A 21,863-nucleotide genomic window follows, 5' to 3' on the forward strand; every position below is an offset into this window, starting at 1 on the left:
AGAGCTTGCGGTCATTGGCGCCCGCCCAAATCGGACTGTCGACTATCTTCCGAAACTTCGGCGACCCACCGATCGCTGAAATTTTGAGCATCAACCAGTTCCAGATTCTCACAGCCACCTCCGCGTCGTATCTCACCGTCAACACTAACCGACCGGCGGGACTCTTTTGGCTACCGGTACACCACTATGCGTCGACCAGTTAGATCAAGTGTGAACTCGAACTGGCGCAACAGATCGCCGGGAACTGAAGGAGCGCTTGGGTCTTTCCCAGAACCGTCTGGCCCTTTGTGTGTGACGGCGATTGGTTCTGGGTGCATCGATCCGGTCGGAAGCACTGCGATGTTTGTCGGCACACGGAATTGCGCTCGGTGGAGATCGAGGATCCGTATCCACGGGTGTCGCAGGCAATTCCTGAAGATTCGCAGGGGAAATAGCTGCGCATCGCCACCCCCAACAGCGATTCCGTCGATTGTGTAACAACCACACGAAGAACAGCCATCGATGTCCGAAAGGAAGACTGATCCGGCGAGACCGCGAGGTAGTGTCACATCTGCCCAGCAAAACTCGCCACGATCTCGAGAAGACGGTCGGCCTCGCCAACTGCCACTTCTGACGTTACGACGTTGCTGGGCAGGTGTTTACGGAAAAGGGTTTCGCACGCGGGGTACCGATCGCTGATGGGATTGATCACCCCTTCTCCGAAAGATGTTGGTAACGAATCGAACCCCGAGCATAGAGGTGCAACGATTGGGCGAGTTGATTCAACGCCCCGGTGTGCGATCTATCTGTTTGCGCCAATCATTTTCGGCAAAGGCTTAATTCGCCGAACGGGGCCGGGTACTGCAACAGCTGGTCGAGTATTCGATCACGCGTCTTACGCTAAGGAAGGACCGAGAACATGACTGAAGTAATTTCGTGGATTGTCCAGAATCCGATTGGTGCCGTCGTCGCGCTTGTTGCCGACATCATAATATTGACGATGTCGTCTGTCGCGGGACACTCGTAACCGAATCCGCCCGTCCTTCACGGTATTCCTAAGTCGGGGAACTACATTCGAAACACAGAGGGCCGCAACCGCAGCGTACTGTCGGCGCTCGTCACTGACCTTTCGTGGCCTCATATGCCCAACTGCGCTGGGTCCGTACTGACGTCCCTCGTGTCGAGTGTCGCACCACCAGTTTCAATCAGTCACGCCATCACTACTCAGGAGGAATCACAATGGGTTCGATCAACGCATTCAACGAATGGGTCAACCAAGCTACGTATGCGGGCGACCCGTTTGCCACCGCCATAGCGATCGTCCAGTTCTTCGCGGTGAGTCTCGTCAACCTGTTCACCGGCGGCCCCATTCTTTAAAGGAGTCCACTCGGTCTCACTTCTGCTCGGCGTCCATCGCAGCCTGTTCTTCGGCTGTACTGCTCCTCGCTAAAGGTGGCCGGGACATCGCTGACGAGCATGATGCGCAGTTCGGCCTCGCGGATGGTCACTGAACGCAGTTTTGGACGGTCGATCAGGACGAGTCGACATCGGAGCGAATGAACACCGAAGTGCCCAAGCATGTTCGACGCTTGGGCACTGTCGGGCTTGTTACCCGGCAGTCGGGGTGGGCTCGGGGTTTTCCTGGATGTATCGCAGATTGCGAACCCGTACGCTATCGCAATGGACTTGATGGTCTGGATCGTCACGACGCCATTTCTTGCAGCAGCACTGGCGGGCGTGATGCGACGAACGCTGGGGACGAGAGTCGGATGGCCGCGAACCCTTGCGGTCGCGGTGATAGCACTCTCGGTGGGGGTTCCACTGTCGGGATACGTCGCAACACTTGCAGGAATTGCCAGCCAGGACGATCAACTTCTGGTGAGCGTAGGAACAGCGCTCATATTCTTCGGAGTTGTCGCGCTCTGGGTGTTCGCAGCATGCCTGGCCGCATTGGTTTTCCTCGAAGTTGTCCTTCCAACAGGGTCCATCCCCGGACCGCCAGAAGCATTGCAGCGCAGCCGCAAATCGTGGCGACGAACCAAGCGATACGTCCAGATCATGGGCATCGTCGTGCGAGCGGGAGGCGGGCCCGCTCTCCGTGCTGGGCCATCAGCGCCTCAGTTCGGGGACGCGCTGGTGGAAGTAATCAACCGGTGCGGTGTCACTTTCGTCAAGCTGGGACAGATCCTCGGCACGCGAGACGACCTCATACCACCCGAGTTGGCTCGCACTCTCTCGTCTCTGCAAAGTTCGGCACGACCGGCTGATCCAGTCCGCATTGCGGAGCTACTGGCATCGGAACTCGGCGACGCACCAGAGTCGGTGTTCGCATGGTTCGATGTGGAGCCGTTCGCCGCCGCCTCTGTCGCACAGGTACATTCCGCGCGCACCGTTGAAGGCGTCGACGTTGTGGTGAAGGTTCAACGGCCCGAGGCGAGCGCACAAGTGAGCGTGGATTGCGATATCTTCCTTCGCGTGTCATCCCGCGCGGAGACCCGTTTTCCCTGGGCACGCGATATCGGCGTTCACCGACTCGCCGGGGGCCTCGTCACGTCACTGCTCGAGGAACTCGACTACCGCACCGAAGCAGCGAATACCGGCGCGATTGCTTCCACCATGTCGAACCGCCCGGATATCGTCGTTCCGCACATCTACCCCAACCTCAGTAGCGGACGGGTGCTCGTGATGGAACGTCTTCACGGCACACCGCTCTCCGACGGTGAGTCGGCGCTCACCGGCCTCGACCGCGACACCCGCAGCAGCATCGCCAACGAACTTCTTGCGTCGTTGCTCGACGGGATCTTTGTCCACGGCGTGTTTCACGCGGACCTGCACCCCGGCAACATCATGATCCTCGATGACGGCCGGGTCGGGCTCCTCGACTTCGGCGCAGTAGGGGTTCTGGACGGCGAGACACGGATCTTGTTCGCCGTGCTCCTCAACGCTGCCCTCGCAGGTGATCCGGTGGCGACAGTCGACGCGATGCTGATGGCATTCGACGTGCCGCCCGAAGTTGATCGCGGAGCACTACGTCACCAGGTGGGCCGAGAGATCACCCTGCTCAGTGTCCAACCCAATGTTTCCATGGCATCGTTCGCGCGAATGTTCACCGTGCTTCGCGAACACCGAATCGGAGTGCCGGGAGACGTCGCCGCCGCTTTCCGTTCGCTCGCGTCCTTGGAGCGCGCCCTGCGGCTCCTGGATCCGCAGATCGACCTCGTCACTGCTGTTCGGGCCGAAGTACCCCGACTGTTGACCCATGTCGCCAGCCCGACTGCAGCCGCGCAGGCAATCCTGTCGACGACGGCGGTCACAACCGCGGTGGTCCGGCGCCTGCCTGGTCAGCTCGATCAGATCGCGACCTCGATCGCGTCGGGAAGCTTCACACTTCGCACTCGCTCGGTTGCACACCCCGACGACAGGCGATGGCTACGACGGTCGGCGAACAACGCCCTGGGTATGGCGGCGGGAGTGACCGCGCTGATCGTCGCGGCGATCCTGCTGTTCGTACCTGGCGGACCACAACTCACACCTCAGCTGTCGGGCTATGCACTCGCGAGTGCGGTACTGGGCTTCGTCGGCGTCGTTCTGTGCATGCGGACCGTGTTCCGTTTGTTCACACTCGACAACAGGTAACCGAGAACTGATTTTCATCGCTTGATCTCGATGTCGTCGAAGTCGAGCGCCAGGAGGGTCGGCCGCGAGAGAACGCGACTGCCTGGGCCCCGCGGGAGAACGCGCCGTCGAGTGGGAAAGGTGAGACCGTCGAACTGACGGTGATGGTCACAGTAGAGAGCAGCTTTCGCCCAGCTGCCTACCGGTTCGGCGACGAAGTCGTGACGGCGGATGAGGCCACCGTTGTCGACATAGAAGGTCTGCTGCCGGCAATGGGTGTCGATTTCTGGCGCAAATGTTGCTTGTAGTCGTCGCCATTGCTGCCCGGATTCCTGCCAAGGTTCGGCTTCGGTGACAGTGATGTCGTCGCGGGCGAGCAGCAGCGGTGCGTTCAGATAGTTCCAAAAGGCGTAGCCGGCAAAGTAAGCGGTGTCGAGCGCGTCCCAGTGGAGGTTGCGCCGGACTCCACTCAACCCGAAAAACTCTGGACGTGGGTCGGTTCGCCTCCCGAGTTCTTCGCCGTCACGAGTTTCGATCCGCACGACGCCCTTGTCGAACACAGCGCACTCGCCGACACGCGGAAAGTCTTGGAGGACAGTGCGTTGCTCGGCGACTTCAACCTCGACCGTGAACTTCGCCAGCTTGTTGCCGGGGAAGCGCTGAGGCAGCAGACCGCCCAAACGTCCCCGTGCCGTGATCGCTGAAACAGACTGCCAACGTTCGACTCCGCCATGTGCGGTGAGGACTTCATCGAGTAGTTCGGTCATATGTCGACGCTCTCCGTCCCCTGACGGAACTGTGGAAATCAGCGATCAGACGGACGCGTAGTTGTAGTTGCGTTCCTCCCGCGGTACCACTGCCACCCCGCGGTGATGATGACAGCGCCGGCAAGGGACCCGAGGATGCCGCTCGGGCGCAATGATAATCCGTCGCCTGCAATCAAACTCACGAGCAATCCGCCGACCAGCGAACCACCGATTCCCGCGATGAACGCGAAGGTCCAGTCCACTCGTGCGGTCGTTTTCCCCAGAATCAGCTGGGCTCCCGCTCCGATGACGATCCCGAACAGGAGTATTCCGATGATGAGCATGAGCTGAGACCCTTTCGTGGAGTGACGACGCAAGGCGCGAACGACTTACTCTGCGCCATCTTTCCGGTATGTCTCTTATGTCGTGGTGAAATCCGTGTGAAAGGTTGTCGCCACCCACTCCACACTGCTAGGACGAGGCCAGTGTCGTCGCCCAGCGGTAGTCCGCCTTACCAGCCGGGGTTCGCTTGACTTCATCGACCAGCACGATCGTGCGCGGCACCTTGTAGCCGGCCAACGTCTTGCGGCAATGTTCCTGTACCGCTTCGAGAGTCAACTCGTCGGATCCGGGGTAGGTCGCGATCACCGCTGCGACCTGCTGCCCCATGCGCGGGTCGGGCGCGGGGACAACGAGTGCGTCCGATATTGCCGGATGCGCGTGAAGGGCGGCCTCGACCTCTTCGGCGAAGACCTTCTCGCCACCGGTGTTGATGCACTGCGAGCCACGACCCAGGAAGACAATCGTGCCGTCCGCTTCGACCTTGCCCATGTCGCCGAGCACCGAAAGACGGGTGCCGTCAGCGCGGGTCGGGAACGTGCGGGCGGTCTTCTCTTCGTCCTTGTAGTAACCGAGCGGGACGTTTCCGATTCGCGCGATGTAGCCCACGTCGTCGGAGCCGGCGGGGATCTCTTCGAGCCGCTCGTCGACCAGGATCATGTTCGGCGAGGGCGGCATTCGCAGATTCCCCGCCTCGTCGATGGAGAAGGCGCCGTCGTTACCGGACTCCGAGGCTCCGAAGTTGTCGCGCAACAGCAGGTCCGGCTTCACCGCCAGCATGCGATCCCGAACGCTGGTGGACCAGATCGCACCACCCGACGTGATCGAGAAGAGACTGCTGAAATCGACCTCGTCTTTGCGTCGTTCCATCTCGTCGACCAACGGCAGTCCCATGCCGTCACCGACGATCAGGATCACCTGTACCGAATCCTTCTCGATCGCTTCGACGACCTTCTCCGCAACGAATTCTCGTCGTAGAACCACGCGGGCACCGAGGGTGAGGAAGGTGAACAGCGAATACAACGCTGCGCCGTGCATGAGGGGGGCGGCAATGAGGAACGAGAGTTCCGGAAATTCCTTTGCAGCGCTGGCTATCTCGGCGAGGTCCTGTCGAGCTTCCTCGCCGTACGGATTTCCGCCGGAGAGCGGCTTACGGAAGAAGTCGTCGTGACGCCACATGACACCCTTCGGGTATCCGGTCGTCCCGCCGGTGTAGAGCAGGTACACGTCGTCGCCCGAACGAGAATCGAACTCCCCTACCGGTGACATCTCGCGAGCGTCGTCGAAGGAAACCACCGACACTTCATGCGTTTTCGCGGCAGCGACCAGTTCGGCCTCGACCTCGCCGATCACGATCACCGTCTTCACCTTCGGGCATGCACCGAAAAGGGAAGCAAGGACACGCTGATGCTCGGGGAGTTCCACGACCACTGCGACCGAGTCGGAGTTGGTGAAGATGTACTCGAGCTCGGCGGGCGTGTACCGGTAGTTCACGTTGATCGGGACCGCACGGATCTTGATCAACCCGAGGATCGACGTGACATGTTCGACGCTGTTCTTCAGGAACAGGGCTACATGATCGCCGCGCGAGATGCCGGCTTGCGCGAGCAGGTTAGCCGTTCGGTTGGCTTCGGCGTCCAGCTCAGCGTAGGAGAAGTTCTCTCCCTCGTAAGTCAAGGCGACGCGATCAGGCACCGAGCTGGCGACGGTTTCGAATACATCAGCGAGGTTGAACTGCATCGTCTTCCCTTTCAGAGTCTGCGCCGCGATACCGAGGCATACAACCCTGAATCTAGAACACGTTCCATGTCACCCGAGGCAAAACGGAGCGATTAGCTGACCATTACCTGGACCTGACCTTGATCGGCGCAGCGACGGCCGAGCCCGCACCGCCCGACACCCATTCGGCGAGCAAGGTCTGCCATGACCCGCAATGGCAGCGCAGGTAGGTGACCGTCCCCTCGCTGGTCCGATGCCGAGATTCGATCTCCCAGCGGTGGATGCAACTTATCGGCGCGAAATCTGTTTTCTTCATACGACGAGCATGATGTAATGGCATTGTGCATCTCAACCCTTACGGCGAATATGCGGTGACGCTGGCCGCCGACCTGGCCAATCGAAATCCCGAGACCTTGGCCGAACTCGTCGAACGCTGCGTCGATGCAGGCATCATTCTCGATTTCCCCATCGCCGAGAAGGACCTCGACGAGACCCTCGACCTTCTGATCGAGTGGTCGAAAATCGTCGACGTCACGGAGGAGGCGGCCCGCGCCGAGTTGGTGAACGTCATGCTCGAGCAAGCGTCGGCGTATCCGCGCATGACCAACCACGCAAACGACGGGTGGCATCTGCACTACCGCGATCCGCAACAGTCGCTCGCCGAGGTCCTCAAGGCCCTCTTCTCGGTAGGCACGGCGCTGCACCTCGTCGGCCGCGGAATGCACAGATTAGGTCGGTGCACCCTGGACGAGTGCACCAACATCTACGCGGACACCTCACGCAACGGCAATCAGCGGTACTGCTCCCCCACGTGTGCGAATCGCGACGCGGTGCGACGCCACCGCGCGCGCAAGTGAGCCGGACCGACTACGACGTGGGACCCACTACCTCGAAGTCCGAGCCACCTTGGTAGTCGAACTGGAAGCTGCCGCCGCTGCTTCCCGAGCTGATTCGATTCCACGCGTCGATCAAGTCCTGGACCGTGTTGTATCCCAGGTCCTCCAAAGAACCTGAGAGACTTCCGGTTCCGGCGCCCTCGAACCAGCCGCCGACCACAACGGCCTGCGGAATCGCGATAGTGGGGTTGGTCGGATCGAGCAGTCGAACGCACGCTCCCGCAACGGCGTACACCCCGGCCGGCAGATTGCCGACGGTTCGCGTAATCGTCTGACCAGGCGAAACGGCAAACAGATCGAGGATGTTACTGACGGTCGGGTACACCAACACGCCGGGCTGGAGCAGCTTTGCCGGATCGCGGATCACGTCGGGGACATCCCTGGCGTTGAGGATCGCCACCGTGCAGTTGATGAAGCTGAACCGCGGGTTCGGATTGGTGATGGTGAAGGTGATCGCATTGTCCGCTGCGCTCACCGACACCGGAGGCGGGAGAATCGCCGGTGCTGCCGACGCCGTCGCCGGAGTCATGACAACAAGTCCCACGACGGCGGCCGACGCCGCGACAATGCTTCCGAGAGCGCGTTTGAATCCACGACTTCGCATTTCCGAACCTCCAGGCAAGTCGGTCAGATCACCAGATGCCTGAAGAATAGACCGCTCAGTCGGAAAATTGGGGAGACAGACGGTGAGCTACCCGAAAAGTCCTTCGAGGCTGCCGCTGCCGAACAGGTCGCTCAGGCTTCCGGTATTGATGCCGCTGAACGGTCCACCGATGACAACGAGGCTCGGCACGCCAGGAACAGGCTTACCCAACGTCTCCAGATCGAGAAGATCGGAGCAGGCACCGAGCACGGCGTAGGTTCCGTCCGGAACATCGGTCACGGTGCTGGTGACCGTCTGCCCCTTACCGACGGCGAACAGTGAGGACGGGTCGGTGATCTTGGGGTACACCACAAGGTTCGGATCGAGCAGCTTGAGCGGATCATCAAGCACAGCAGCAGAATCCGCGGCGTTGACGACAAACGCCTGGCACAACGGGGCAATGCCCGTGTTGTTGTTCGTGATCGTCAGTGCCAGATCGTTTCCGGTCACCTTGTACGAGACGACCGGCGGGACCACCTCGGCCGACGCAGTTGCAGGATTGACCATCGCGACGCCTGCCGCGGTTGCAGCGGCGACTGCCACGGTTCCCACGACGCGACGTACTCCACTCGTGCCCAGCTTCATCGAGGATCCTTTCGTACTGCGCCTTGAGTTCGGCAACAGTGCGCAGCCTAGAACGGATCTACTGACCGAATTGCGTGAATAGTCCCGGAGGGAGGCCGTGCCCGAAAGATCGGGACAAACGTCCCCTTCTCGAAGAGCTCGCTGTTCGACTCAGTTCCCACTGGAGACGAAGGGCGTTCGCACCGGTCCGCCGACCGAACCGTGCGGTGCTACCAATCCACGCTTTTCGAGGATCGGACGCACACCCTCACCGAACTGATACGCCTCTTCGAGATGGGGATAGCCCGACAATACGAAGTGATCCAGGCCGATCGCCGCGTACTCGGCAATCCGATCAGCCACTTCTTGGTGCGAACCGACCAATGCGGTGCCTGCACCCCCTCGCACCAATCCGACGCCGGTCCACAGGTTCGGCGCAATCTCCAGCGACCTCGCTCCGACGCCCTCCTTGTAAGCCGAACCGCCGCCGTGCAATTCGAGCATCCGACGCTGACCTTCGGAGCCGGATCGCGCAAGACTCGCCTGAGCCTGCTCGACGGTCGCCGGATCGAGCGCACTGAGCAGCCGATCCGCTTCTGCCCATGCCTGTTCCGAGGTGTCCCGGCTGATGACATGCAGACGGATTCCGTAGTCGAGGTGACGACCTTGAACTTCCGCGAGGTCGCGAATCCAGGCGATCTTGGCGGCAACAGCGGACGGCGTCTCACCCCAGGTGAGATACGTATCCGCGTAACGCGATGCGACGGTTCCGGCCGCCGGCGACGATCCACCGAAGAAGATGGGCGGTACCGGATCCGGAATGCGCTGCAGCGTAGCCTTTTCCACGTTGACGTACTCGCCGGAGAAATCAACCGGACCGTTACCGGACCACAACTGGCGGATCACGTCGAGGAACTCGCCGCATCGTGCGTACCGTTGGTTCTTGTCGAGGAAGTCACCGAACGTGCGCTGCTCGTGGTCCTCCCCGCCGGTCACGACGTTGAGCAGCAGACGACCACCCGACTGCCATTGGAAGGTAGCGGCCATCTGAGCGGCCAGCGTCGGGCTGAGCAATCCCGGTCGCAGAGCAACCAGAAACTTGAGCGTCTCGGTGGTCTCGACCATCATCGCTGTCGTCAGCCATGCGTCTTCGCACCACGCGCCGGTGGGTGTGAGAACGGCCTCGAAGCCGTTCGTCTCGGCGGCCGCGCCGATCTGATTGAGGTATTTCAGCGTCGCCGGACGATCACCGGACATCGAGCTGCCGTGCCCACCCGCCATCAGATTCCGGGAATCACCGTAAGTAGGCAAGAACCAGTGGAAGCGCAGTGACACGGTGATTCCTTTCGTCGACGAACAGGCAGAACTCTTCTGTCATTACAACCACAGTCCACCTCGAAGAACAGGGTTGAAATCACCCTGATCGCTAGGGGTGCCCACTTTCGGCTCCGGCGATACCTTCGTGAATTTGCACCGCGACCCGGGGGCTCCGATGACCACGTTTGCCGAAGTCGAGCACAATTCACCGTTCTCGAACGAGACCGACGACGAGCGGCGATCCAGACTGAGAACCGTCGTCGCCGCGAGCCTGCTCGGCACGACGGTCGAGTGGTACGACTTCTTCCTCTATGCGACGGCCGCGAGCCTCGTCTTCAACCAACTGTTCTTCCCCAACCAGAGTTCCTTTGTCGGGACCATGCTTTCTTTTGCGACCTTCGCGGTCGGCTTTCTCGTTCGCCCCATCGGCGGAGTGGTGTTCGGTCACATCGGCGATCGCATCGGGCGCAAGAAAACGCTTGCCCTCACGATGTTCATCATGGGTATCGCGACGGCGCTCATGGGTGTCCTTCCGACCGCAGCTCAAATCGGGGTCGTTGCACCGATTCTGCTTCTGCTGCTTCGTATCCTGCAGGGATTTGCTCTCGGTGGTGAGTGGGCCGGAGCCGTTCTTCTGGCGGTCGAACACAGTCCGGAGAAGAAGCGCGGGCTGTTCGGCAGCATCCCGCAGATCGGACTGGCTCTCGGCTTGGCTTTGGGCACAGGAATGTTCGCACTACTTCAAACGGTCTTCGACGACGAACAGTTTCTCCGTTTCGGCTGGCGCATAGCCTTTGTTCTCAGCTTGGTGCTCGTGATCGTGGGGTTGGTGGTCCGTTTGAAGGTCGACGAGACGCCGGCATTTCAGGCCGTTCGCGACCTCGAACGACGCTCGTCCGCCCCGCTCAGGGAAGTCTTTCAAGGAAGAGTCGCGCGAAACACCGTACTGGGCATGCTGTCTCGCTGGGGCGAGGGCGCCGCGTTCAACACCTGGGGCGTCTTTGCAATCACGTATGCAACCAAGACTCTGCATTTCGAAAAGGTTCCGGTACTTCTTGTGGTCACCGTGGCCGCAGTAGTGATGGCGATCTTGCTGCCGTTTTCCGGTTCACTCACTGATCGGTTCGGCCCGCAACGGGTCTACATCGTGGGCATCGCCGCGTACGGCCTCGCGATCTTCCCCGCCTTCGCACTGTTCGGCACCGAGAATCTCCTGCTCTTCGGAGTCGCGATGGTCGTGGTCTTCGGAGCGATTCACGCCTTGTTCTACGGCGCCCAGGGAACGCTGTATGCGAGCCTCTACCCCACAGAAATCCGGTACACCGGGTTGTCGGTCGTTTACCAGTTCTCGGGTATCTACGCCTCCGGCGTCACACCTCTGATTCTGACAGCACTGATCGGCGCCAGTGGCGGTTCGCCCTGGCTGGCATGTGGATATCTGGTGGCCACCTCGGCGATCAGCGTCGTCGCCACTGCGGCGATCAGGAAGCGTGATCTGCATCTGTAGCGATCACACCTGAATATTCACTTCTCTTGAACATTTACTAGATACGCATAGAAATACCTGCGAAGAAGAACAGATCGAGATACGCCTACGCATCGGATACATCCGTGTATCGTTTGGGGTCCCACCCTGACGGAGGCGCCGATGACGACTGGAACGGACAACTCGCCGGCCAAGCGTGTCACCAAACGCCGTGGTCAGACCCGGCAGCGCCTGCTCGACGCGGCTGCAGATGTCTTCTCCGAAGCCGGGTTCGGGCACGCCACGGTCGAGCAGATCTGCGAACGCGCCGGATACTCCCGAGGCGCGTTCTACTCCAACTTCGATTCACTCGACGAATTGTTCTTCGCGATGTGGGAGCAGCGATCTGCATCAATGCTCGCAGACCTGAGGTTGGCGACGGAGTCGATCACCGCCGGCAACACCGTCGACATCCATGCCGCTGTCGCCCGGATCGTGGCGGTGGTTCCGGTCGACCCCCAGTGGTACCGGATCAACGCGGAATTCACAGCCCACGCGCTCCGTAACCCGGCACTTCGCAAAGCCCTTGCCGACCGTGAAGACGCGATCCTTCGCACCCTGTTGCCCATTGTGGAGTCCGCACTCAGCGACGTCGGGCGAACAATCGTCGGCGACCCGACGGCGTTGGGACGGGCATTGGTTGCAGTGCACGACGGCACCAGCGTGCAGTGCCTCGTCGATACCGACACCAACGCCGCCTTTGCACTGCGCCGCGATATCTTCACTCGAATTCTGCTGTCCTACAGCGAAATAATCCAGAACAACCAATCGGAAGAGGAGTTGTCGTGAGCGAACAAGCTGACGTCATCGTTGTCGGGACAGGGCTGGCGGGACTGGTCGCCACCTACGAACTGACGCGCGCGGGCCGCAAAGTCCTTGTCGTGGAACAGGAGAACGCTGCCAACCTCGGCGCGCAGGCATTTTGGTCTCTCGGCGGACTCTTCCTCGTGAACAGCCCCGAACAACGCCGACTCGGCATCAAGGACTCCCTCGAGTTGGCGATGCAGGACTGGATGGGCACAGCGGGATTCGACCGTGAGCGCGAAGATCACTGGCCTCGCCAGTGGGCCAAGGCGTACGTCGAGTTCGCGGCCGGCGACAAGCGTCAGTACCTGCACGACCTGGGGCTTCGCCTGATGCCCAATGTCGGCTGGGCCGAACGCGGCCGCGGAATGGCTCTCGGACACGGCAATTCGGTGCCGCGCTTCCACCTCACCTGGGGAACCGGCCCCGGTGTGGTCGATGTCTTTCTGACCAAGGTGATTGCTGCCCAGAAACGTGGACTGGTCACGTTCAAGCACCGCCACCAGGTGGATCAGTTGGTGGTGACCGACGGTGCGGTCAGCGGTGTACGAGGAACCGTCCTCGAACCTTCCAGTGATCTGCGCGGTGTGAAGAGCTCACGCACCCCCGTCGGCGAGTTCGAGTTCGCCGCACAGGCCGTCGTAGTGACATCCGGTGGAATCGGCGGCAACTACGAACTGGTGAAGAAGAATTGGCCGGAGCGACTCGGCACGGCTCCGAAGCACATGCTGACGGGAGTACCGGCGCACGTCGACGGGCGCATGCTCGAAATCACCGAATCCGCGGGCGGAAACATCGTCAACCGCGACCGCATGTGGCACTACACCGAAGGCATCCAGAACTGGAATCCGATCTGGCCCAACCACGGAATCCGAATCATCCCCGGACCGTCCTCGATGTGGTTCGACGCCACCGGCAAGCGTCTGCCGGCCCCCAACTTCCCGGGCTTCGACACAATGGGGACCTTCAAGTACATCCTGGACAGCGGCCACGAGTACACATGGTTCCTTCTCGATCAGAAGATCATCGAGAAGGAGTTCGCACTCTCGGGATCGGAACAGAACCCGGACTTCACCAACCGCGACTTCAAGCTCCTCCTCGAACGAATCAAGAAGGGCGCGCCGGGACCGGTCGAAGCGTTCAAGCAGAAGGGCGCCGACTTCGTTGTGCGCAACAACCTTCGTGATCTGGTCGACGGCATGAACGCCCTCACCGACGAACCGCTCCTCGACTACGAGGACATCGAACGCGAGATGATCGCCCGCGACCGCGAAGTCGACAACAAGTACAGCAAGGATTTCCAGGTCACCGCCATCCACGGTGCCCGTAATCTGTTGGCAGACAAGATCGTCCGCGTCGTTGCACCGCACAAGATCCTGGACCCCAAGAACGGCCCACTGATCGCGGTCCGGTTACACCTACTCACACGCAAGACCCTCGGAGGCTTGGAAACCAACCTGGATTCGCAGGTCATCAAGGCCGACGGCAGTGTCTTCGACGGCCTGTACGCAGCCGGTGAAGTCGCGGGCTTCGGCGGCGGCGGAGTCCACGGTTACAGCGCACTCGAGGGGACCTTCCTCGGCGGCTGCATCTTCTCGGGCCGCGCAGCCGGACGAGCATTGGCGCGCGACCTGTAGCCCCGAAATCAGGCGAGCGAATGCGTGACCAGAATGTGGTGGGCACGCATTCGCCGCGCCTCGTGCACGGATTGATGGTGGTGATGGTGCGTCGGCCCGCGCGCGTGGCGGACCAGATCGTGAACAGTTCGGATGACGGTCGGCATCGCGACCCTCCCTCAGGAGATTGTGACTGCTGCTCTTGCCTGTGGAATCACTGTCTGGACACCGCCACTCGCGCCACCTCCTCCGGATCGATGAGGTGTGTATGGTCGTCGTCACCGACATCGATCTGCACGATGTCGATACGTGCGTTGAATGTGGTTGCGCCACTGTAATCGACACTGACAGGCATGCCGTAGTCATCCCCGATGTCGGTGGTCTCGTCCGCGGAGAAGACCATCGGTTGCGTCTGCTCGACGCGCCCTGAGCCCACTTCGCGACCGTCGTGATAGATCGTGACCCCACCGCCTCTGGCGAGACCACCTCCGTCGTAGGTGAACTCAGCTCTGATCTGGTGTGATCCTGCCGGAATGTCAACGTCGGAACCGATGACGAACTCGGTCATGCCCAATAGGTTGTAGACGAATTTGGCGCGGCCTTCCCGCGCGTAAAGTGCCCAGCCACCAAATCTGCCTCCCTGCGCGATCATCACACCGTTGGCAGTAATGCCATCCGCGACGTCGACTGCTGCTGTGACACTGAATGATCGGTTCTTGATACTCAGCACGCTGTGCTCGCTCAGCCGTTTCATTCCGGGAAACAGAACCTGTCGATTCCCGGACACCAACTGCGGACGCCCCGCGATGTGAGGGTTGAACCTCTCGAATCTTCGGTCGTCGATCGGAAGCACGTTGTACTTGACTGCTTCGATCAACCACAAGCGTTGCAGTGCAGCGAGTTTCTCCGGCAACTCGGCCGCCAAGTCTTTGGACTGCGTCCAATCCTGAGACCCGTCGTAGAGCTCCCACACGTCGTCGTCGAGAGCGGGGAGTGCCTCCGCGAAAAGCCACGGAGTGCTGTGCCTGGTGACCGCACTCCAACCCTTGTAATAGATTCCACGGTTGCCGGCCATCTCGAAGTACTGCAGATCGTGACGTTCGGCGACTTCGGCGTCGTCGAAGGTGTAGACCATGCTGGTCCCCTCGATGGGTGATTGCTGGACGCCGTTGACAAAGGTCGGTTCCGGTAGTTTCGCGACTTCGAGGATCGTCGGTGCAACGTCGATGACGTGGGTGAACTGCGACCGCGTCTCCCCCTTGGTCCGAATCCCTGCAGGCCAGTGCACGATCGTCCCGTTACGGGTGCCACCCCAGTGTGACGCAACCTGTTTCGTCCACTGATACGGCGTACACATTGCCCACGCCCACCCCACGGAATAGTGGTTGTATGCGTCCTTGGTACCGAATTTGTCTTTCACTTCCGCCATGAACTCGGGCGTCTCGATGGCGGCGAGTCCGTTGAAGTTGGCCATCTCGTTGAAAGCGCCGTTGATCGTCCCCTCTGCGGACGCTCCGTTGTCTCCGATGATGTAGTACACGAGGGTGTTGTCGAGAGCTCCGAGTTCTTCGATCGCATCGACAAGCCGGCCGACATGGAAATCGGTGTGTTCGAGAAATCCTGCATAGACTTCCATTTGGCGTTCGAGGACGGGCTTCATCTCCTCACTCATGTCCTCCCACGCCGGGATGGCCTCGGGACGCGGGGTGAGGACCGCATCCGCGGGAACGACCCCCCGCTGTTTCTGCTGCTCGAGAATTGATTCGCGTTGAGCGTCCCAACCTCCTGCGAACCGGCCCTCGTACTTGTCGGCCCACTCCATCGGAACATGGTGCGGCGCATGGGTAGCGCCGGGTGCAAAGTAGACGAAGAACGGCTTGTCCGGAGCCAATGACTTCTGCATCCGAACCCAGTCGATCGCGTGATCGGCAAGGTCTTCGGTGAGGTGGTAACCCTCCTCCGGTGTCTTGTCCGGCTCGACAGGCGCGACGCCCTCGTACAGCGCCGGGTAATACTGGTTGTTCTCCCCGCCGATGAATCCGTAGAAATGCTCGAATCCGCCTTCTCCCGTCGGCCACGACGTGAACGGTCCCACCGGGGATGTTTGCCACGGCGGAACCTCGTGACACTTGCCGAACTGCGCCGTCGAGTATCCGTTGAGTTTCAACGTCATCGGCAGTGCGGCTTTGGTATTCGGCCGCAGCCCGGAAAGACCAGGAGCCGAGGTAGCGGTTTCGGTGATCGATCCCATGCCGACCGAATGATGGTTGCGCCCGCTCAGAAGAGCGGCGCGGGTCGGAGCACACAGTGCCGTCGTGTGAAACCGCGTGTACGTGAGCCCATTACTTTGCAATCGCTCAGCAGTCGGTGTGTCCGCTGGTCCTCCGAAGGCACTGCTCGCGCCATATCCCACGTCGTCCAACAGGACCACCAGAACATTGGGTGCGCCGGCCGGCGGTAGTAGCGGAGTGATCGGCGGAAACTCGGTGTCCGGATCCTTCGCGTCGTACGTCACCAGACCAAGATGTTGTCGATCCGGAATCGGTAGTACGGCGCGGCTCTGGTCTGTCGGATCCGTCATGACGTCTCGCCTTCTGTCTCTCACATGGCTCTTTCAAGCGTTTCAGGATCACGACGACGTCGACATCATCCGTTTCGGGTGAAGGCGCACCATTGCCGCAGCGTGGAGGCTTGAAGTGTGGATCAGCCCGGACGTTTCGCTCCCACCCCGATCGGGCATGCCTTCCTCGTCCCCCGGCGCCGTGTACGTGCCGGCCTGACCCAGATCCTGTGCGTCGTCGTGGGACTGGCTGCCGGACTGGGGATGCCGTATGTCCGGAGCGGCCCGATGATTCCCGCCCGTCAGGTCAGCGAGATGCTCGTTGCCCTCGGACTGGGGTTATTGGGTGTAGTGGCAGTGATCTTCTCGCTGCTGTTCCTCGTCGTCCAGTGGGCCGCGACCACCTTCACTCCTCGCTTGTTGTTGTTCCGCGACGACCCCATCGTGTGGCGGACGTTTGCCTTCGCGATAGGCCAGTCGGTTTTCGACATCACGGCGGCGCTCGCCATCAGCAACGAAACGGATGTGTCCGTGGTTGTGCCCAGCCTCGCAGTGCTGGCACTCTTGGCCACGCTGACGCTGATCAGACTGCTCCAGCTGCGCGCATTCTCGGCCATCCAGTTGGCTCCTGTACTGACCACGATCTCGAGTCGTGGCCGAGCAGTCTTCGCCGCCGTGTACCCCACCACCGATCTGGAGTTGCCTCCTCTACCAACACTTCCGGTGATCACGACAATCGAGTGGCATCGACCGCCGGCCGTTCTGCAGCAGATCCTCGTCGAAGATCTGCTGCAGAACGCTCGGAACTGCCGATCCATGGTGGTCCTCCGAGTGTCGCCGGGTAGCACGCTGCGAGACGGATTGCCGCTCGCCGACGTCTACGGCGGACCCATGCCCGCCAACACGATCCTTGACGCCTTGGTCAGTGGGAGTGAGCGGACCTTCACCCAGGACCCCCTACTCGCGATTCGGTTGTTGGCTGACATCGCGCTCAGAGCGCTCTCACCCGCTATCAACGATCCTGCGACGGCCGTGCAGGCTCTGGACGAGATCGAGGACCTCCTCTCTCTGGTGGCCTCCGTACGCGCAGATTCGATCCGGGCCGTCGACGAGCGTGGTGATCTGCGTGTGGTGATTCCACTGCCCGACTTCACGAGCTTCGTCAGAACCGGACTGGACGACGTCATAGCCTCGGCATCGAACTCGCCACTCGTTCTGGGCCGACTTCGCGACCTACTTTCGCACGTCGCCGCCCAATCGGAGTCTCGGAACCGCGATATTCTCGCCAAGCGCGCTCGCTGGATTGATCAGCTGTCACAAGGCTTCCCGCGACTCGAACCCCCGTTGTGAACCCGTACAGATTTGCGGGCCATCGCGTCAAAGCATCGTCAAGATCAGTCTCAGAGCTACGGGAAATGACGATACTGACTCGGTGAGACATGCAGTGATACTCGGACACCGTGGAGTCATATCGTCGACGACCCGCCCGGCCCGTGGGCCAGAGAATCCGAAGCTCTCCGTCGCAACCGGACTGGCAGGGCTTTCGCTCGACGCGATGGCCTCGGTGTCGTACGGGCCAGAAGCCATCGTGTTGGTGTTGGCCCTCGCCGGCGGCGCAGGGATCGGGTTCACCGTGCCGGTGACAATCGCCATCGCAGTGCTGCTTGTGGTCCTGGTGGCGTCGTACCGCCAAGTGATCGCCGCATTTCCCGAAGGCGGTGGCGCCTACGCCGTCGCAAAGAAGCATCTGAGCCCGCGGGCAAGTTTGACCGCCGCCGCGTCGTTGATCGTCGACTACACCCTCAACGTCGCGGTATCGATCGCAGCCGGTGTCGCGGCTCTGACCTCCGCCTTCCCCGCACTTCTTCCCTACACGGTCTGGATCGCACTGGCCATACTCGGCGGCATCACGGCACTGAATCTGCGGGGCATCGCAGATTCCGCGCGGGTATTCATGTTGCCCACCGTGGTTTTTGTCGTCAGCATCTTCACGGTGATCGGTGCCGGACTGCTTCGGGAAAACCCTGCCGCCGCCACGGCTCCCTTTGTCGTCGACAACGCACACACGATCGGCATTCTCCTTCTGCTCAAAGCCTTTTCGAGTGGTTGCGCCGCATTGACCGGAGTCGAAGCCATCGCCAATGCGGTACCCAGTTTCAAGAAGCCTCGCGTGCGTAGCGCTCAGCGTGCCGAAGTAGCTCTGGGAATCCTTTTGGGCACCATGCTGATCGGCCTTGCCGTGTTGATCGAGAAGTTCTCACTGGCCCCGGTCCCCGGAACAACGGTCCTGTCGCAACTCACTTCCGCTGCCCTCGGAAATGGTGTGGGCTACTACGTCGTCCAATTCTCCACCGTGATTCTGTTGGCGTTGGCCGCGAATACCTCGTACGGCGGACTTCCGAACCTGATGCGAATCCTCGCCGACGACAACGTGCTCCCGCACCGCTTCAGCCGGAAGTCGACGCGCGACGTCTTCACGTACGGCGTCTTGTCGCTCGGTGGCGTCGGTGCTCTCCTGCTCATCGGATCCGGCGGAAACATGAACACCTTGGTGCCGCTGTTCGCCATCGGTGTGTTCATCGGATTCACGCTCGCGCAGTTCGGCATGGTGCGCCACTGGCTCGCCGAACAGACGCCGGGCTGGAAGTGGCGATTGGCGCTCAACGGTTTCGGGGCTGCGTTGACTTCGATCGCAGCAGTGGTGACCACCGCCATGAAGTTCACCGAGGGCGCTTGGTTGATCGCTCTCGCGCTCCCTGCGCTCGTCCTCGGCATGGAACGCATCCGCGGTGCGTACACACATATCGGTACGCGGTTAACCGTTCAGGGTGAGAACGATTCTCTGTCTATCGGATACAAACCAGCGGTCCTAGTACCCGTGTCCGAAATTACGTCGCTCTCCACCCGCGCGATGGCCGCGGCAACGGCGATGTCGTCACAGCCCATCGCAATTCGAGTCTGCCTGGCCCACGAATCGACGACGGACTTCACACGCCGATGGCAAGCCCGACACCCGAATTCGCGTTTGATCGTCATCGAGGACACCGAGAATTCCGTGGGGAACACCCTCGCCCGATACATCCGCACACACTTCCCCCACCGAGAGACCTTTGTTGTCGTCGCCACCATCGACCCGGCGACCAGATGGCACCGGTTCCTCCCGAGCCAACGGACCGATGAGATCGCTCATGCACTGCGCAAACACACCGAGGCCGTGGTGTGCCAGATTCCGGTTCGGATCGATCCGGCTCACCGCGATCCCGCCCTACGCGCGTAAGCCGACGCTCAGAGCGAAGTCCCGAACAACATGCCGAGCAGATACGTCGCGCCGGCAGCGCCGTAGCCGATCGCAAGTTGGCGAAGCGCCCGCTTGAATGGCGGCCCGCCCGAGAGCAACCCGACCACAACGCCCGTCGTCAGCAACGCGATCCCCACGAGAACAGATGCGACGATCAGAGCCGTCATGCCTTCTAGGCCGAACAGATACGGCAGCACCGGAATGATTGCGCCCGAGGCGAAGAAGCAGAAACTTGCCGCCGCTGCGCCCAACCCGGTTCCGACAGCTTCATGGTCGTCGACAACGTCGGCGGCGCCGAAGGTGCTGTTCGCGAGGACCTCGGCGGCGCGCTGATCCGCTTCCTCGGCGGACATGCCGCGGGCCCGGTAGACCAGGGCCAATTCGTTCGCGTCGACGTCGAGCAGTCCGACAGCTTCGCTGGCAGCCGGACCAGGATTGGACGCTTCCAACAACTCTCGCTGCGAGCGGACTGAAACGTACTCGCCGGCGCCCATCGACAGGGCGCCGGCCAGAAGCCCGGCCATGCCGGTGATCAGAACGATCTGATTGGAGACGCCGCTACCGCTGATGCCGAGCACGAGAGCGAGATTGCTGACGAGGCCGTCGTTGGCTCCGAAGACGGCGGCACGAAACGTCCCCGAAAGTCTGTTCCGACCCCGAGTGGCCAAGGCCCGCACCACTTCTTCGTGGATCTTCTCGTCCGCGCCCATCGATGCAGTCGCGTCGGCGTCGTTGGGATACGGGGATCGCGTCTCCGCGCGCTGCGCAAGAGCGAGCACGAAGACGGAGCCGAAGCGCCTGGCCAGAAAGCCCAGTATCCGAGTGCGGATATCGCCGCGAAGTGGTTTGCCGACGTGATCGCCGAGTAGCGCTCGCCAGTGCGCCTCGTGTCGCCCCTCCGCGTCGGCCAGTGCGAGAAGGATTTCGCGCTCCTCGCCGCTGCGCCTACTCGCGAGGTCTCGGTAGACGGCGGCCTCGGCTTGTTCGTCGGCGAGGTATCGTCTCCAGCGCTTGACATCTCGCGGGTCTGGATCGGGTCGTGCGGCCGGAACTGTGGACATCGTGTTCCCCTTTCCGGTGAGGCGGTCACGCTTCGAGTACGCGGTCCATCCACGTCGTCAGATCGTTGATGACGTCGTCGCGGTTGGTCTCGTTGAAGATCTCGTGTCTGGCACCCGGATAGGTGTAGTAGGTGACGTCTTCGATCCCCGCCGAGTTGTACCGTTCGACTGCGACGTCGGTACGGCTCAGTGCGGCGTTGAGAGGATCCGAGGTGCCGACGAAGACCAGGATCGGAAGGTCTTGTCGCACGCCCTCGACGTCGACGAACCTCGGTCCCGCTGCGATAAGTCCACCCATGCCGGCGTCGTCCAGGCTGAAACCGCACAGCGGATCGTTGATGTACAAATCCACCTGCGCTTCGTCACGGCTGAGCCAGTCGTGCGGAGTACGGGCCGGTTCGAATTCCGCATTGAACTGGGCGAGGACGTCCGGGCCGTCGTTGACGAGGCTCTCGATCAGTTGATCGACCGCGGTGGTCCCCGACAGTGCGACGGCGTCGATCAGGTGCGAATGATCGAGGATGTACTGCTGCGAAGCGAACGAACCGAGGCTGTGGCTGAGCAGTACGACGGGCAGGCCGGGGTGTTTGTCGCGGATGATGCCCGTGAGGGTCACCATGTCTGCAACCAAGCGGTTCCAGCCGTCGTCGCCGATGTTGCCTGGGCCGGCGTGCATGCTCTCACCGTGGCCGCGGTGGTCCGCCGCGTAGACGTGGAAACCGCGAGCATTCAGGGCTTCGGCAACGTGTGCGTAGCGTTTTGCGTGCTCACCCATACCGTGCGCGAGTTGAACAACCCCTCGAGGTTCCTGCTCGGTGGGCCATTCGTGGACATGAATGACCACTCCGTCGTCGCTGGTGAAGGTGAACATGCGCTACTCCCGGTGGTCGCGATCCGGACAGGTCATTTCTCATGCTAGATCCGCAGCGGCAATCCATCCGGGAAGTAGGTCCTGATCACCGGCGAGCCTGATTCGTTTCTGCACATCCGGCCTCGGATTCGGATATACCGGACACGGATGTTCGGAAACAGTTGTCGACCAGCCTGAGGAGTACAGAGCGATGAATTCGAACCGCATGCGCAACGTCGGCTTGTTGGCGGCTCCACTTGCTGCTCTCGCCCTTCTCAGCGGTTGCGGCTCGGATGAAACGGGAACGGCCGAGAGTTCACCGGCACCCGCC

The 21,863-nt window shown here is 61.3% G+C and carries 18 protein-coding genes; 8 read left to right on the forward strand and 10 right to left on the reverse strand.

Annotation, left to right across the window (positions count from 1 at the left end; genetic code table 11):
- Positions 1–1,218: 1,218 nt before the first annotated feature.
- On the forward strand, positions 1,219–1,356 hold the full coding sequence (locus ACYP01_RS13840; RefSeq protein WP_021345701.1) for a hypothetical protein: 138 nt from the start codon (positions 1,219–1,221) through the stop codon (positions 1,354–1,356).
- Between the two features lie 303 nt (positions 1,357–1,659).
- Entirely contained in the window at positions 1,660–3,615 is a 1,956-nt protein-coding gene (locus tag ACYP01_RS13845; protein ID WP_459680592.1) for an ABC1 kinase family protein, read from the forward strand.
- A gap of 14 nt (positions 3,616–3,629) precedes the next feature.
- On the opposite strand, the gene ACYP01_RS13850 is transcribed toward ACYP01_RS13845, so the two are convergent.
- The 3 genes from ACYP01_RS13850 to ACYP01_RS13860 all read right to left on the reverse strand — a co-directional run bounded on the left by ACYP01_RS13850 (position 3,630) and on the right by ACYP01_RS13860 (position 6,419).
- Entirely contained in the window at positions 3,630–4,361 is a 732-nt protein-coding gene (locus tag ACYP01_RS13850) for a hypothetical protein (protein ID WP_042447058.1), read from the reverse strand.
- Between the two features lie 38 nt (positions 4,362–4,399).
- A complete protein-coding gene (locus tag ACYP01_RS13855; protein ID WP_003939785.1) occupies positions 4,400–4,684 on the reverse strand; it encodes a hypothetical protein in 285 nt (94 codons plus the stop codon).
- A 127-nt stretch (positions 4,685–4,811) separates the two neighbouring features.
- Positions 4,812–6,419: an AMP-binding protein gene (locus tag ACYP01_RS13860; RefSeq protein ID WP_459680596.1), complete on the reverse strand. Its 1,608-nt coding sequence runs from the start codon at positions 6,417–6,419 to the stop codon at positions 4,812–4,814.
- 320 nt (positions 6,420–6,739) lie between these two features.
- Between ACYP01_RS13860 and ACYP01_RS13865 the strand changes: the two genes are divergently transcribed.
- Positions 6,740–7,255: a CGNR zinc finger domain-containing protein gene (locus ACYP01_RS13865; protein WP_003940315.1), complete on the forward strand. Its 516-nt coding sequence runs from the start codon at positions 6,740–6,742 to the stop codon at positions 7,253–7,255.
- A 10-nt stretch (positions 7,256–7,265) separates the two neighbouring features.
- Here ACYP01_RS13865 and ACYP01_RS13870 read toward each other — a convergent pair whose 3' ends face one another.
- The 3 genes from ACYP01_RS13870 to ACYP01_RS13880 all read right to left on the reverse strand — a co-directional run bounded on the left by ACYP01_RS13870 (position 7,266) and on the right by ACYP01_RS13880 (position 9,836).
- On the reverse strand, positions 7,266–7,898 hold the full coding sequence (locus ACYP01_RS13870; protein ID WP_209448004.1) for a hypothetical protein: 633 nt from the start codon (positions 7,896–7,898) through the stop codon (positions 7,266–7,268).
- Between the two features lie 87 nt (positions 7,899–7,985).
- Entirely contained in the window at positions 7,986–8,522 is a 537-nt protein-coding gene (locus ACYP01_RS13875; protein ID WP_459680599.1) for a hypothetical protein, read from the reverse strand.
- Between the two features lie 150 nt (positions 8,523–8,672).
- Positions 8,673–9,836, reverse strand: coding sequence for an LLM class flavin-dependent oxidoreductase (locus ACYP01_RS13880; RefSeq protein WP_042447073.1), 1,164 nt, complete (start codon positions 9,834–9,836; stop codon positions 8,673–8,675).
- Positions 9,837–9,993: 157 nt separating this feature from the next.
- Between ACYP01_RS13880 and ACYP01_RS13885 the strand changes: the two genes are divergently transcribed.
- The 3 genes from ACYP01_RS13885 (at position 9,994) to ACYP01_RS13895 (ending at position 13,784) form a co-directional block, all read left to right on the forward strand.
- Positions 9,994–11,325 carry an MFS transporter gene (locus tag ACYP01_RS13885; protein WP_210377762.1) on the forward strand — a complete coding sequence of 444 codons (1,332 nt, stop codon included), beginning with the start codon at positions 9,994–9,996 and terminating at the stop codon, positions 11,323–11,325.
- A 141-nt stretch (positions 11,326–11,466) separates the two neighbouring features.
- Positions 11,467–12,132, forward strand: coding sequence for a TetR/AcrR family transcriptional regulator (locus ACYP01_RS13890; protein ID WP_050654552.1), 666 nt, complete (start codon positions 11,467–11,469; stop codon positions 12,130–12,132).
- Positions 12,129–13,784: an FAD-binding dehydrogenase gene (locus ACYP01_RS13895; RefSeq protein ID WP_459680602.1), complete on the forward strand. Its 1,656-nt coding sequence runs from the start codon at positions 12,129–12,131 to the stop codon at positions 13,782–13,784. The genes ACYP01_RS13890 and ACYP01_RS13895 overlap by 4 nt, the downstream gene beginning before the upstream one ends.
- Positions 13,785–13,792: 8 nt before the next feature.
- On the opposite strand, the gene ACYP01_RS13900 is transcribed toward ACYP01_RS13895, so the two are convergent.
- Positions 13,793–13,930 carry a hypothetical protein gene (locus ACYP01_RS13900; RefSeq protein WP_153211511.1) on the reverse strand — a complete coding sequence of 46 codons (138 nt, stop codon included), beginning with the start codon at positions 13,928–13,930 and terminating at the stop codon, positions 13,793–13,795.
- Between the two features lie 47 nt (positions 13,931–13,977).
- Positions 13,978–16,344, reverse strand: coding sequence for an arylsulfatase (locus ACYP01_RS13905; RefSeq protein WP_459680604.1), 2,367 nt, complete (start codon positions 16,342–16,344; stop codon positions 13,978–13,980).
- Positions 16,345–16,461: 117 nt separating this feature from the next.
- On the opposite strand from ACYP01_RS13905, the gene ACYP01_RS13910 reads away from it, so the two are divergent.
- Both ACYP01_RS13910 and ACYP01_RS13915 read left to right on the forward strand, forming a co-directional pair.
- Entirely contained in the window at positions 16,462–17,673 is a 1,212-nt protein-coding gene (locus ACYP01_RS13910) for a DUF2254 family protein (protein ID WP_065351480.1), read from the forward strand.
- A gap of 205 nt (positions 17,674–17,878) precedes the next feature.
- Positions 17,879–19,600, forward strand: coding sequence for an APC family permease (locus ACYP01_RS13915; protein WP_251014894.1), 1,722 nt, complete (start codon positions 17,879–17,881; stop codon positions 19,598–19,600).
- A gap of 8 nt (positions 19,601–19,608) precedes the next feature.
- Here ACYP01_RS13915 and ACYP01_RS13920 read toward each other — a convergent pair whose 3' ends face one another.
- Complete coding sequence (locus ACYP01_RS13920; RefSeq protein WP_007729922.1) at positions 19,609–20,682, reverse strand: VIT1/CCC1 transporter family protein; 1,074 nt, start codon at positions 20,680–20,682, stop codon at positions 19,609–19,611.
- 25 nt (positions 20,683–20,707) lie between these two features.
- Positions 20,708–21,553, reverse strand: a complete 846-nt coding sequence (locus tag ACYP01_RS13925; RefSeq protein ID WP_003939910.1) for an alpha/beta hydrolase — start codon at positions 21,551–21,553, stop codon at positions 20,708–20,710.
- Between the last annotated feature and the right edge of the window lie 310 nt (positions 21,554–21,863).

The organism is Rhodococcus sp. no. 34 (assembly GCF_054589475.1).

Bases quoted from the DNA above. Each gene is read 5' to 3' on its own strand.
- ACYP01_RS13915 (WP_251014894.1), top strand. From the start codon at position 17,879: ATGGCCTCGGTGTCGTACGGGCCAGAAGCCATCGTGTTGGTGTTGGCC.
- ACYP01_RS13920 (WP_007729922.1), bottom strand. From the start codon at position 20,682: ATGTCCACAGTTCCGGCCGCACGACCCGATCCAGACCCGCGAGATGTC.
- ACYP01_RS13875 (WP_459680599.1), bottom strand. From the start codon at position 8,522: ATGAAGCTGGGCACGAGTGGAGTACGTCGCGTCGTGGGAACCGTGGCA.
- ACYP01_RS13860 (WP_459680596.1), bottom strand. From the start codon at position 6,419: ATGCAGTTCAACCTCGCTGATGTATTCGAAACCGTCGCCAGCTCGGTG.
- ACYP01_RS13900 (WP_153211511.1), bottom strand. From the start codon at position 13,930: ATGCCGACCGTCATCCGAACTGTTCACGATCTGGTCCGCCACGCGCGC.
- ACYP01_RS13850 (WP_042447058.1), bottom strand. From the start codon at position 4,361: ATGACCGAACTACTCGATGAAGTCCTCACCGCACATGGCGGAGTCGAA.
- ACYP01_RS13855 (WP_003939785.1), bottom strand. From the start codon at position 4,684: ATGCTCATCATCGGAATACTCCTGTTCGGGATCGTCATCGGAGCGGGA.
- ACYP01_RS13890 (WP_050654552.1), top strand. From the start codon at position 11,467: ATGACGACTGGAACGGACAACTCGCCGGCCAAGCGTGTCACCAAACGC.
- ACYP01_RS13845 (WP_459680592.1), top strand. From the start codon at position 1,660: ATGGACTTGATGGTCTGGATCGTCACGACGCCATTTCTTGCAGCAGCA.
- ACYP01_RS13870 (WP_209448004.1), bottom strand. From the start codon at position 7,898: ATGCGAAGTCGTGGATTCAAACGCGCTCTCGGAAGCATTGTCGCGGCG.
- ACYP01_RS13925 (WP_003939910.1), bottom strand. From the start codon at position 21,553: ATGTTCACCTTCACCAGCGACGACGGAGTGGTCATTCATGTCCACGAA.
- ACYP01_RS13840 (WP_021345701.1), top strand. From the start codon at position 1,219: ATGGGTTCGATCAACGCATTCAACGAATGGGTCAACCAAGCTACGTAT.
- ACYP01_RS13905 (WP_459680604.1), bottom strand. From the start codon at position 16,344: ATGACGGATCCGACAGACCAGAGCCGCGCCGTACTACCGATTCCGGAT.
- ACYP01_RS13885 (WP_210377762.1), top strand. From the start codon at position 9,994: ATGACCACGTTTGCCGAAGTCGAGCACAATTCACCGTTCTCGAACGAG.